Annotated in this window: 9 protein-coding genes; all 9 read left to right on the top strand. The window is 56.2% G+C overall.

The annotated features are described in order from the left end of the window. The first annotated feature begins 260 nt into the window (after window positions 1-260). Window positions 261-512: a type II toxin-antitoxin system MqsA family antitoxin gene (locus tag HQL76_17380; protein MBF0110942.1), complete on the top strand. Its 252-nt coding sequence runs from the start codon at window positions 261-263 to the stop codon at window positions 510-512. Window positions 513-817: 305 nt separating this feature from the next. Next, complete coding sequence (locus tag HQL76_17375) at window positions 818-1,804, top strand: CoA ester lyase (GenBank protein ID MBF0110941.1); 987 nt, start codon at window positions 818-820, stop codon at window positions 1,802-1,804. Window positions 1,805-1,896: 92 nt separating this feature from the next. Then, window positions 1,897-2,946, top strand: a complete 1,050-nt coding sequence (locus HQL76_17370; GenBank protein ID MBF0110940.1) for a CoA ester lyase — start codon at window positions 1,897-1,899, stop codon at window positions 2,944-2,946. 27 nt (window positions 2,947-2,973) lie between these two features. Further along, entirely contained in the window at window positions 2,974-4,212 is a 1,239-nt protein-coding gene (locus HQL76_17365; GenBank protein ID MBF0110939.1) for a CoA transferase, read from the top strand. Continuing rightward, window positions 4,212-5,063, top strand: coding sequence for an acyl-CoA dehydrogenase (locus HQL76_17360; protein ID MBF0110938.1), 852 nt, complete (start codon window positions 4,212-4,214; stop codon window positions 5,061-5,063). Before HQL76_17365 ends, HQL76_17360 begins: the two co-directional genes overlap by 1 nt. Before the next feature lie 36 nt (window positions 5,064-5,099). Continuing rightward, window positions 5,100-7,043: an acyl CoA:acetate/3-ketoacid CoA transferase gene (locus tag HQL76_17355; protein MBF0110937.1), complete on the top strand. Its 1,944-nt coding sequence runs from the start codon at window positions 5,100-5,102 to the stop codon at window positions 7,041-7,043. A 64-nt stretch (window positions 7,044-7,107) separates the two neighbouring features. Continuing rightward, complete coding sequence (locus tag HQL76_17350; GenBank protein MBF0110936.1) at window positions 7,108-8,166, top strand: MaoC family dehydratase; 1,059 nt, start codon at window positions 7,108-7,110, stop codon at window positions 8,164-8,166. A gap of 61 nt (window positions 8,167-8,227) precedes the next feature. Beyond that, complete coding sequence (locus HQL76_17345) at window positions 8,228-10,564, top strand: PAS domain S-box protein (protein ID MBF0110935.1); 2,337 nt, start codon at window positions 8,228-8,230, stop codon at window positions 10,562-10,564. A 97-nt stretch (window positions 10,565-10,661) separates the two neighbouring features. Beyond that, a complete protein-coding gene (locus tag HQL76_17340) occupies window positions 10,662-12,185 on the top strand; it encodes a hypothetical protein (GenBank protein MBF0110934.1) in 1,524 nt (507 codons plus the stop codon). Window positions 12,186-12,312 lie beyond the last annotated feature (127 nt).

Genomic DNA, 12,312 nt, shown 5'->3' with positions numbered 1-12,312 from the left:
TTTCCGGAAAACCTTATCCGGGTCAAACAGGTAGGTCGGCACCACAAAACAATTGAAGACTTTTTGGAAGGATGAACAGTTGATACGCTTTGCTTTTTTTGTCCGGTTACCCAGAAATCTTTCTATGTCGGGAGTCGAATCGCGAAAGACGGGTTAACATCCTGTTGTCATCCACGTACATGAATTGCATGGATTATGCTGTACCGTCTACATTCCCACCCCGCCGAAGTTCAAAACACCTTTCGAAAGGGGTGATTGACATGGCCGAAACATGTCCCTTCTGCGGTCACCGCATCATGACCGCCAAGCAGGTGGAATACCTGTACCGGCTTGGCGAACGGTTCATGATGGTGACGGACGTTCCCTGCCTGGAGTGCGTTTTCTGCGGCGAACATTATTTTGAGGCCGATGTTCTCAAACGCATCGAGGCCGATTTCCAGGCCATCCAGAACAGCGGCAAGAAACCCATGAAAACCATCCAAATCCCGGTGGAAACCTACTCCAGCCTGTAACCCTGGCCCCGTCCATGCCCAAACAGGAAAGGGGTGTCGCGTTTTTTACCATGCGACAGCATCTGGAATTATTAAATTAAATAATGAAAATAAATACCTATTAAAAAATGAACACATATTTTCCGTATTGCTGTAACAAGAGACGACACCCCTTGCCGAGGGATGGGGTTTGCGGGCATTTTCGTGCAAATGGTTATGATTGCGGCAAATCATCATTAATGTCAAAACTGGCTCGATTTGTGTTCTATAAGGGGATAGAAATAGAAAACAAAAACAGCGGCAACCCGGATGGAGGAGAGAGGCTGATGAGTTTTACAACCATACCCCAGCGCCGACAGAGACTGAACCGCAGCACGCTGGCGGTCCCCGGATCCAAACCTCGGTTCATCGAAAAGGCGGCGACCAGCGCGGCGGATGTCATTTTTTTCGACCTGGAGGATTCCGTGCCCCCGGACCACAAGGAGCAGGCGCGCAAGGATGTCATCGCGGCGCTCAACGACCTTGATTTTGCCGGCAAAAGCCTGTCGGTGCGGATCAACGGCCTGGACACCCACTACATGTATCGCGATGTGGTCGATCTGGTCGAACAGGCCGGGAACAAACTAGACCTGATCCTCGTCCCCAAGGTGGGATGCGCCGCCGACATCTATGCCGTGGACATGCTCCTGACCCAGATCGAGCGGGCCAAGGGGATCAAGAAACGGATCGGCATCGAAATGCTCATCGAAACCCCCCTGGGGATGCAAAACATCGACGCCATCGCCGCCGCCTCGCCGCGGAACGAGACCATCCTGTTCGGTTCCGCCGACTATGCCGCCGCCACCGGGATGCAGATCACCATGATCGGCGGTCCCAACCCCGATTACCACATCCTCGCCGACGCCGATTCCCAGGGGGTCCGTCCACGCCACTGGCAGGACATGTGGCACTATCCCCACGCACGCATTGTCGCCGCCGCCCGGGCCAACGGCCTGCGCCCCATCGATGGCCCCTTCGCCGACATCAAGGACCCCGACGGCTGGATGGCCAGCGCCAAACGGGCCAAAACCCTGGGCTTCGAAGGAAAGATGGTCATCCATCCCAGCCAGGTGGACATGGCCAACGAACTGTTCAAACCCTCCGCCAAAGAGGTCGAACAGGCCCGGCGCATCCTCGACGCGATGATCGAGGCGGAAAAACAGGGGGCCGGCGCCGTCAGCCTCGATGGCAAGATGATCGACATCGCCTCCATCCGCCAAGCCGAAGCGGTCGTGCAAAAGGCGGAACTGGCCGCGGCCAAAAACTCCCCATGAACCGTCCCGCCCCGGGATCACCGCGAATGTGTCGAAAACCAAACGCAACGATTCATCACCATTAAAAAACAAACCCAAGGAAGCGCGTATCCATGAAAACTCCATCCGCCTTTTACAAGCCCCTCGCCATCGGCGCCCCCATGCCCATGCGTGAACTGCCCGTCACCCTCGAACGGACCATCCATTTTCTGCCACCGCACAATGAAAAAATGCGGGCCAAGGCGGGCGAAATGGCCAAGAATGTGGACGTGTTGCTCGGCAACCTTGAAGATGCCATCCCCATCGAGGCCAAGGAAGCGGCGCGCAAGGGATTCATCGAGGTGGCCCAGGCGGTCGATTTCAAACAGGTCGGCACCGGCCTGTGGACCCGGGTCAATGCCCTGAACAGCCCATGGTTTCTCGACGACATGACCGAAATCATCGGCGCCGTCGGCAACAAGCTGGACGTGGTGATGATCCCCAAGGTCGAAGGGGCCTGGGACATCCACTTCGTCGATCAGCTGTTGGCCCTGCTGGAGGCCAAGCACAAGGTCCAGAAACAGATCCAGATCCACGCCATCCTGGAAACGGCCCAGGGGGTCAAGAATGTCAACGACATCGCCCAGGCCAGCCCGAGAATGCATGGCATGAGCCTCGGTCCCGCCGACCTCGCCGCCTCCCGCGGCATGAAAACGACCCGAGTCGGTGGTGGTCACCCCTTCTATGGCGTCCTGGCCGACCCCAACGCCGATGGTTCCGCCCGGGCCTTTTTCCAGCAGGATCTCTGGCATTATACCGTGGCCCGCATGGTCGATGCCTGCCTCACCAACGGCCTGCGCGCCTTCTACGGACCGTTCGGCGATTTCAAGGATGAGGCCGCCTGCGAAGCCCAATTCCGCAACGCCTTCCTCCAGGGTTGCGCCGGCGCATGGACCCTCCATCCGACCCAGATCGACATTGCCAAACGGGTCTTCAGCCCCGATGTCAAGGAAGTCCTCTTTGCCAAAAAAATCCTCGACGCAATGCCGGACGGCTCGGGCGCGGTGATGATCGATGGCAAAATGCAGGACGACGCCACCTGGAAACAGGCCAAGGTGATCGTAGACCTGGCCCGTCTGGTCGCCACCAAGGATCCGCAACGGGCTGCCGCCTACGGCTTCTGATTTCACGGGTCCGTGAAGGAGCGAACCATGTTCAAGGTATTACAAGGATTGCGTATTATCGAAGCATCAGCCTTTGTCGCCGCCCCTCTGGGCGGCATGACCCTAAGCCAGATGGGGGCGGATGTCATCCGTTTCGACCCCCTCACCGGCGGCATGGATTCCCGCCGCTGGCCCATCACCACCGAAGGCAAAAGCCTCTACTGGGCCGGCCTGAACAAGGGCAAACGGTCCCTGGCCATCGATTCATCCAAACCAAGGGCACAGGAACTCCTCACCCGGCTGATCACCGAACCAGGTGAGGGCAAGGGGATTTTTCTCACCAACTTTCCCGCCAGCAAAGGGTGGATGAGCTACGAAAGCCTGAAAAAACATCGCCCGGACCTGATCATGGTCAACCTGATCGGCAGTTCCGACGGGACCTCGGCGGTCGATTACACCATCAACTGCGCCTGCGGCTTTCCCTACGTCACCGGAATCCGCAAGGACGACCCCAACCCCAAGCCGATCAACCATGTCCTCCCGGCGTGGGATGCCATCGCCGGCATCAACCTGGCCCTGGCGGTCCTGGCCGCGGAGCGCCATCGCCGTCTGACCGGGGAAGGACAGTTCGTCAAGATCGCCCTCTCCGACATCGCCTTCGCCATGACCGCCAACCTGGGATATGTCTCGGAGGTCCAGATCAACAAGGAGGATCGCAAAGGTTACGGCAACTATCTGTATGGCGCCTACGGCAGCGATTACGAAACCAAAGACGGACGCCGGATCTACATCGTGGTCGTGACCGACCGGATGTGGACCGAACTGGGCAAGGTGACCGGTCTGACCGACGCCTTCAAGGAAATTGAAACCCGTTTGGGGAAAAACTTCAAAAAGGAAGGGGACCGCTTCCTCGCCAGCGATGAAATTTCCGTCCCCATCCGCGCCTGGTGCCGGGAACGGACCCTGAAGGAAATCGAAACCACCTTCGACAAGACCGGCGTCTGCTGGGGCCCGTACCGCACCTTCCGGCAAATGGTCGAAGAGGATCCCCGGGTATCGACAAAAAATCCCCTCTTCTCCATGGTCGATCAGCCAGGCATCGGATCCTATCTGGTTCCCGGCGCCCCCATCGACTTTGGCGCTTTCACCCGTGAACCGCCGAAACCAGCCCCGATCCTGGGACAACACACCGACGAAATCCTCATGAAGGATCTTGGCCTTTCGGCGGATGAAATCAAAAGCTTGCGCGATGGTGGCATCGTCGCCGGACCCGTGGAGATTTCATGATGAGTGAACAAAACAAACCCTTGACCGACTGGATCGGCTCCCAGGAAGTTCGCGAGGAGGTGATCTCGGGAGTGGTGGCCGAGTGTGTCGCGGCCATGCTCGACATGGAAGGGGAACGGTTCGCCCAGGGCGATCCCCTGCCTGCCCTCTGGCACTGGTTTCATTTTCTCCCCAAGGCGCCGATGTCGCGCATCGATCATGACGGCCATCCCAAGAGGGGCGGTTTTTTTCCGCCGGTGACCCTGCCCCGGCGCATGTTTGCCGGGGCGCGGATGAAATTTCTTCACCCCCTGATCATCGGCCAACCCGCCGTCCGCGAAGGGGAGATTCTCAACGTTTCGGAAAAATCGGGCAAGAGCGGCAACCTGGTGTTCGTGACCGCCCGCTATCGGATCCGGCAAAACAACGAGTTGTGCGTCGAAGAGGAACAGGACATCGTCTACAAGGAGGATGGCCCGCCGACCCCGGCCCCGGTCCCGCTTGCGGCCCATCCCGACCCCGGCCTGGAGGCCTGGGTCAAGGATGTCACCCCCAACACGGTATTGTTGTTCCGGTTTTCCGCCCTGACCTTCAACGCCCATCGCATCCACTATGACCGTCCCTACGCGATGAAGGAGGAAGGCTATCCCGGACTTGTCGTCCATGGCCCGCTGACGGCGTTGATGCTGTTGGAAATGGCCCGGGCGAAAAGCGGCAGGGCGATTGCCGGGTTCAGTTTCCAGGGGCGGGCCCCCCTGTTCGACCTGCACCCCTTTCGCCTGATCGGTCGCCCCAAAGGCGATACGGTGGAACTGGAGGCCCACGGACCCCACGGAAAAACCACCATGAGCGCATCGGCACAACTGGCCTGAGGCAGACATCGGTACATCCAACTGGAGTATCAAACAATGCAAAGCAAGATTGTTACCGCTGATGAAGCCGTGGCCCTGATCAAGGATCAGGACACGATCTGCTGCAACGGGTTTGTCCAAACCGGCTATCCCGATACCCTGCTCGAGGCCCTGGAACGGCGCTTCCTGGAAACCGGATCGCCAAGAAACCTGACCCTCATCGGCGCCGCCGGGCAGTCGGATGGAAAAACCCGCGGCACCAACCGCCTGGGCCACGAAGGTTTGCTGCGCCGGTTCGTCTCGGGCAACTTTGGCCGCGTCCCCAATATTGTCAAACTGGCCAAGGAAAACAAGATTTACGCCTACAACCTTCCCCAGGGCGTCATCTGCCAGCTGTACCGGACCCGGGCCTCCGGGAAACCGGGGTTCTTTTCGAAAATCGGTCTGCATACCTTCGTCGATCCGCGGCTGGAGGGAGGACGGGTCAACGACATCACGACCAAGGACATCGTCAAACTGGTCGAAATCGACGGCGAGGAATGGTTGTTCTACAAGGTCGGCTCGGTGGATGTCGCCCTGATCCGGGGTACGACCGCCGACCCCATGGGCAACATCACCATGGAAAAGGAAGCGCTCTTTCAGGACAACCTGGCCCAGGCGATGGCGGCAAAGAACAGCAACGGCATCGTCATCGCCCAGGTCGAGCGGATCGCCGAAATGGGCTCCCTCAAATCGCGCGAGGTCCGGGTTCCGGGAATTCTCGTGGACTGTATCGTCGTCGCCGACAAACCCGAAAACCACATGATGAACTGCGGAACCATCTATAATCCGGCCCTGGCCGGAAAAATCCGGGTTCCCCTCGATTCGCTCCCCCCCATGCCACTCGACGAACGCAAGATCATGGCCCGTCGCGCCGCGTTCGAACTCCCACCCAACGGCATCGTCAATCTGGGGGTCGGTGTTCCGGAAGGGGTGGCCCAGGTCGCCAATGAAGAAAAAATCACCAAATACATCACCATGACCTCGGAGGCGGGGACCGTGGGCGGTGTCCTCTCCAGCGGATCGAGTTTCGGAGCGGGTGTCAATGTCGATGCGGTGCTCGACCAGAACCAGATGTTCGATTTCTACGACGGCGGCGGTCTGGACATGGCCTGTCTGGGGATGGCGGAGGTGGACGAACGGGGCAACGTCAACGTTTCCCGCTTCGGCGACCGCGTCATCGGCTGCGGCGGTTTCATCAATATCAGCCAGAATGCCCGGTCGATGATCTTCACCGGGACCTTTACCGCCGGCGGCCTTGAAATCGCGGTGGAAAACGGTCAACTCAGGATCGTCAAGGAAGGAAAGGCACGCAAATTTGTCAAATCGGTCAAGCAGGTCACCTTCAGCGGCGATTATGCGGTCGAACGCAAACAACCGGTCTATTTCGTCACCGAACGTTGCGTCTTCCGCCGTGGCCGCCGCGGACTCGTCCTGACCGAGGTGGCTCCGGGAATCGACATCGAACGCGATATTCTCGCCCACATGGATTTTCAACCGATCGTCCGTGATCCCGTCACCATGGATTCGCGGATCTTCCGCGAACAGGTCATGAACCTTGAAGCCAACCTGCTCAACCTTGATCTTCCCGAACGGATCAGCTACGACGCAGTGCGCAACATTCTGTTCATCAACCTTGAAGGCCTCTACATGCGCGTCAGCGAGGATGTCGCCTCGTTGCGGGAACTTCTGGTCAAACATTGCACTGCCATCGGCAAGCGGGTCGGGGTGTTCATCAACTACGACTCCTTCCGCATCAACGAAAACATCTACGACGATTATGCCGAGATGGACCGGTACATGCTGGAACATCACTATACCACCATCACCCGCTATGCCACCTCCGCCTTCATGCGGATGAAACTGGATCAGGCCCTTTCGGAACGCAACATCGCCCCCCACGTGTTCGAACGCAAGGACGAAGCCAAGGCGTTCCTGACCACCAGCCACCCGAAACCCTGACCGTTCTTTCGCAGGCAACCGGCATCATTCCGGCCACGAACGCCGGTGAAGGAGAATAGACATCATGAGCAACAAGACCAATCCAGGCAACTTTTTCGAAGACTTTCACCTGGGGATGATCATCAATCATGCCACCCCCAGGACCATCACCCAGGGAGATGTTTCCCTCTATACCGCCCTCTATGGCAACCGGTTCGGGGTCCAGTCCTCCGATGCCCTGGCCCAGGCGATCGGCCTGCCCCGGGCCCCGGTGGACGACATGCTTCTGTTCCACATGGTCTTTGGCAAGACCGTTCCCGACGTCTCCCTGAACGCCATCGCCAACCTGGGATATGCCGCGGGCCGTTTCCATGCCCCGGCCTATCCGGGAGACACCATCCGTACCGTGTCCGAGGTGATCGGGGTCAAGGAAAACTCGGATCACAAGACGGGGACGGTCTATGTCAAATCGGTCGGCACCAACCAGCGCGGCGAAATGGTTCTGGAATATTGCCGCTGGGTCATGGTGCGCAAGAAGGATTTCAACGCCCCCGCCCCGAATGCCGTCGTCCCCGACCTTCCCAAGGCAGTGGCCATCAATGATCTCGTGGTCCCTTCCGGACTGAATTTCGCCAAATACGATACCCACCTTTCAGGCTCGCCATTCTACTGGGAAGACTACGAAAAAGGTGAAAAAATCGATCATGTCGATGCCATGACGGTCGAGGAGGCGGATCACATGACCGCGACCCGCCTCTATCAGAACACCGCCAAGGTCCATTTTAACCAGCACACCGAAAAGGCGGGCCGATTCGGCAAGCGGATCGTCTATGGCGGCCACGTCATCAGTCTGGCGCGCTCCTTTGCCTTCAATGGCCTGGCCAACGCTTTCAAACTGGTGGCGATCAATGGTGGCCGCCATGTCGCGCCAATCTTTGCCGGCGACACGGTCTATTCCTGGAGCGAAGTCCTGAGCAAGGATGAACTTCCCGGTCGGCGCGATTTCGGCGCCCTGCGCATCCGCATGATTGCCGCCAAGGATCAGTCCTGCAACGAATTTCCCTACAAGGACGCGGAAGGGAAATATCATCCCGCCGTCGTCCTGGAGTTCGATCACACCGTCGTTGTCCCGCGGAAACCGTGATCCATCCGTTCCATCGTGGGGGGAAATCCCCCCCACGATCCAACCCATTGCATCGTCGCGGATGTCCAACAATTACGATCCTTCCTCTTCCCCGTCCCCGGACGGGTTGGAACACGCCAGAAACCGCCTTCCCATCCTGTTGTTGCTGGCGGCGGTGGTCCTGATCACCATCATCGCGACCTGTATCGCCATTTATGTTCAAGTTCGTGAAACGGAAGAACGGAATCGTCCGCACATCCGGACCACCACCGTTCAGGGCGATCCGGAAACATTTCGCGCGACCCTGTGGCCAGGAGCGGGGATCATCACGGGTGGGGTGTTGTTTTCCTCGTTTTTCCTGATCATTCTGTTCTGGAACGAACGGGTCATTTTGATGCGCGAAATCATTTCGACCCGCGAACGGTTCCGGAAATATTACGATGTCGGACTCGTCGGCATCGCCGATACCTCTCTGGAGACAGGATGGTTGCGCTTCAACAACCGCCTGTGCGAAATACTCGGCTACAGCCCCGAGGAACTGCGGCGCACCAACTGGGTCAATCTGACCCATCCCGACGATCTGGAGGAAGAACTTTCCGAATTTCGTCGCGCCCTCCACGGCGAAATCGCCGGTTACACTCGGGAAAAACGGTTCATTCGCAAGGATGGGCAAACCTTTCATGCCCTGACCTCCCTGCGCTGTGTCCGCGGTGATGATGGCAAGGTTGACTATTTTGTCACCTTTCTTTTCGACATCACCAACCTGAAACAGGCCGAGGAAGCCTTGAAGAAAAGTCAACGCGGATTGGCACGGGCGCAGGAACTGGCCCATCTGGGCAGTTGGGATTGGGACATACCGGCCAACATCATCACCTGGTCCGACGAAACGTACCGTATTTTCAGTTTGAAGCCTCAGGAATTCCACGCCACCTATGAAGCCTTCCTCCTTGCGGTCCATCCGGACGACCGGCAGTTGGAGCGCACGGCCATGAGTCGGGCACTGGCCGATCCCACGGCCAACTACTCCACCGAGTACCGCGTCGTCCGTCCCGATGGCGTTGTCCGTTATGTGCATCTTCTGGGAGAAATCATCCGTGATGCCCAGGGGGTACCGTTGCGGATGGAAGGATTCATTCAAGACATCACCGAATACAAAAGAATCGAGGCCCGCCTGCGCGGACTGAACGAGGCCCTCGAACATCGGGTCCTGGAACGAACCCAGGCGCTGGAAAAGGCCAACATCGCCCTGCGAGGGGAAATCATCGAACGCAAGAATGTCGAGGAAAAACTGCGCGCCCTGTTCGACAACTCCCCCGACCTGATCCTGACGATCGATCGTCATCAGGAGGTGCAATTTTTGAATCGTCAGCGCCCGGAAATGTTTCCCAACATGGTTTTGGGGCAAACCTTGAAGAATGCCCTCCCCGTCGAGGTGTTTCGCCAGTGTCAGCGTTGTCTGCGCCGGGTCATCAGCACCAATACCGCCTCGTCCCTTCAGGTCGTCTGCGACAATGATTCATGGTGGGAAATCCGCATGGCCCCCCTGTCGCGTGGAAACCTGCCCCATTCGGTCATGATGGTATTCACCGACATCACCGAAAAACGGACCCTTCAGGTCCAGGCGATCCGCAACGCCCGCCTCGCCACGCTGGGGATCCTTGCGGCCAGTGTGGCGCATGAAATCAACAATCCCAACAATGCGATCGGCTTTTCCGCCTCGTCCCTGGGCAATTTCTGGCGCGAGATGGGACCGGTCCTCGACGATTACCAGCAGCAGTGCGGCGAATTTGAATTGGGCGGCATGCCCCTGGCCGAGGTCATGACCACGATCCCGCGTCTGATCGATGGCATCGGACGCAACGTGGACCGGATCAAACGGACCGTCGATGTCCTCAAACATCTGGGGCGCCAGGATGAGGGTAAAATAGAAGAAGATGTGGACATTCTTGAGATTATCCGCTCCGCGGTATCGATCCTCCACGCCCAGATCGGCAAACATACCCAACATTTTTCCCTGAATCTGGACATGCCCCCGATCACCGTCCGCGGCAATTCCCTGCAACTGGAACAGGTGTTCATCAATCTGATCCAGAACGCCCTGCAATCCCTTCCCAATCCCGAATGCTCAGTCACGGTCACGGTCCGGCCACACCCCGACCGGGGCATCGTCCAGATCATCGTCACCGATCAGGGGATCGGCATTCCCAAACCCCTCCTCGAACGGATCACCACCCCCTTCTTCACGACCAAGGGAAAAAGCGGCGGCATGGGTCTGGGACTCTCCATCACCCATACCATCGTCAAAAACCATCGTGGTCGCCTCGGCTTCGAGTCGGAACCCGATCGGGGAACGAAGGTCCTGGTCGAACTGCCCACGGGAGACGCAATGACGGAGGATTTGGCAATGGATCTTTTATGAATTATTCTGTATCCTGACACACTGGAAAGCTGGACGGGCAAACTGTCGTGGGACCCATTCACGCTGAATCGGCACATTTGCGAAAGAAAAAACACTCATGACAATGCACAACCCGCTTGAATCGCATACCGCTGCCACATTGCGCCAGGAACGATTTTTTTTGCTTATTATTGTCTCTGCCGCAATATTGTTGTTTTTATTTTATTCGTTGGCGTGGCCGATGGCGCCTGGACGGGTCTATGTCAACTATCTTGAACATTATCATGGTTATTTGACATTCGACACATTTGCCCGATCCCCGGGCGCCAGTTACATGTTGGGATGGATCAGTCAATTGTCCTTGCCATGGATAGAATTTTCTTTCCTGGTCATGTACCTTACCCATCTGCTCACCGTTTACTATACAGCAAGATTATTCGGTGTTTTGGTAGCGCAAATTGTCATAATCATCCTGCTGTTTCATTTCAGCATCATGGATCTATTTCATAAATTGGGTTACGCTCCATTATTGAGCCTCGCGCTTTCCATTTGGAGTGCAACCATTGTTCATTTTTTTAAAACCAGGAGCTACAGAACGCTCTTTTTTCTTGGTTTACTCACGGCATCACTCATGCTGATACGACAAACACCAATCATTTTTATCATGACCGCCGCTTTTCCTCTGGTCTGTTTTGGCATCTCCAAACAAAATTGGATGCGTTCTGCAATGATTGGTATTGGATTCATGGTTGGTCTGTTCGCCCTTCTTGTTTACAATTACATCACTTTCAACGTATTCAAACTTTCCAGCTCCCTGGGAGTGCAGTTTCCAACGGTGCATGTCCTCTTTTATGCCCCAGGATTGTCTGATAGTTATGGACCAAAAAATAAAAGACTGCTGACACTCTTACAAGAAAACGTGCTTTCAAAGGATGCTTATGTGCAGAAGAATATCACTTTGGACGCATTCAATAATAACACTCTAAAGAATATGCAACAGTATACCGATCTTGTATTTCTGAACCATGAATATCCCGGCGTACTCATTGATGCTGTTCATGAATCCATCCAGGCCCAACCTTGGAGATTCATCAAGTCCTTGTTTACCATGACCTGGAATATGTATGGCACCAACCCAACGCTTTGGCCCCCATCTCCCCCCACGAAGGATCGGTCACAAGACAAGGAAGTCAATCCTTCGCGCCAAAACGCGACAAAAGTCGATTATCCTGAACGGGACAAGTCGCATCTCACGGACATCATGATTGATAAAAACTTCAGAAAAACCGTAAAGATACCGGATGAAGAAGACCCCATCAGAGCGGAAATCAATAAAACAGTCGCCAAGTTCAAAAAAGATGGCAACTATCATGTTTCATTCGTGATTATCAGCTTTCTGACAAATATCGTTCCCCCCATGCTCTTCTTCCTGCTCGCCTCCTTCCTTCTCATCTTTAAAATACGTTCCATTGAGGTCAGGTTGTTACTGACCATGTTGATCCCGGTGATCTTGATCAATTTTGGTTCTGGTGTTCTCGGACAACAAATGACCGATCTTAGAGTTCCTTTCGACTTTCTCATTATATTGGGTGGTGTGCTTGGTTTACAGCTGAGACGTACATACCGCTCATCCCCCCCTTGAGTAACTATTCAGATCCCTCTCTGGAAAGGTAACTGCCCAGGTACCCTCTTGGTTCAATTATTGAAAGAAAAAAGGGGTCTAATGGTATGGTCCGCCCCGTTCCCAACGGCCTCGAAATGGGCCAAGA

The organism is Magnetococcales bacterium (assembly GCA_015228815.1).
Taxonomy (GTDB): Bacteria; Pseudomonadota; Magnetococcia; order Magnetococcales; family UBA8363; genus UBA8363.
This window is presented reverse-complemented; position numbering and strand designations above follow the sequence as displayed.

Bases quoted from the DNA above. Each gene is read 5' to 3' on its own strand.
- HQL76_17380 (MBF0110942.1), top strand. From the start codon at position 261: ATGGCCGAAACATGTCCCTTCTGCGGTCACCGCATCATGACCGCCAAG.
- HQL76_17375 (MBF0110941.1), top strand. From the start codon at position 818: ATGAGTTTTACAACCATACCCCAGCGCCGACAGAGACTGAACCGCAGC.
- HQL76_17350 (MBF0110936.1), top strand. From the start codon at position 7,108: ATGAGCAACAAGACCAATCCAGGCAACTTTTTCGAAGACTTTCACCTG.
- HQL76_17355 (MBF0110937.1), top strand. From the start codon at position 5,100: ATGCAAAGCAAGATTGTTACCGCTGATGAAGCCGTGGCCCTGATCAAG.
- HQL76_17370 (MBF0110940.1), top strand. From the start codon at position 1,897: ATGAAAACTCCATCCGCCTTTTACAAGCCCCTCGCCATCGGCGCCCCC.
- HQL76_17365 (MBF0110939.1), top strand. From the start codon at position 2,974: ATGTTCAAGGTATTACAAGGATTGCGTATTATCGAAGCATCAGCCTTT.
- HQL76_17340 (MBF0110934.1), top strand. From the start codon at position 10,662: ATGACAATGCACAACCCGCTTGAATCGCATACCGCTGCCACATTGCGC.
- HQL76_17345 (MBF0110935.1), top strand. From the start codon at position 8,228: ATGTCCAACAATTACGATCCTTCCTCTTCCCCGTCCCCGGACGGGTTG.
- HQL76_17360 (MBF0110938.1), top strand. From the start codon at position 4,212: ATGAGTGAACAAAACAAACCCTTGACCGACTGGATCGGCTCCCAGGAA.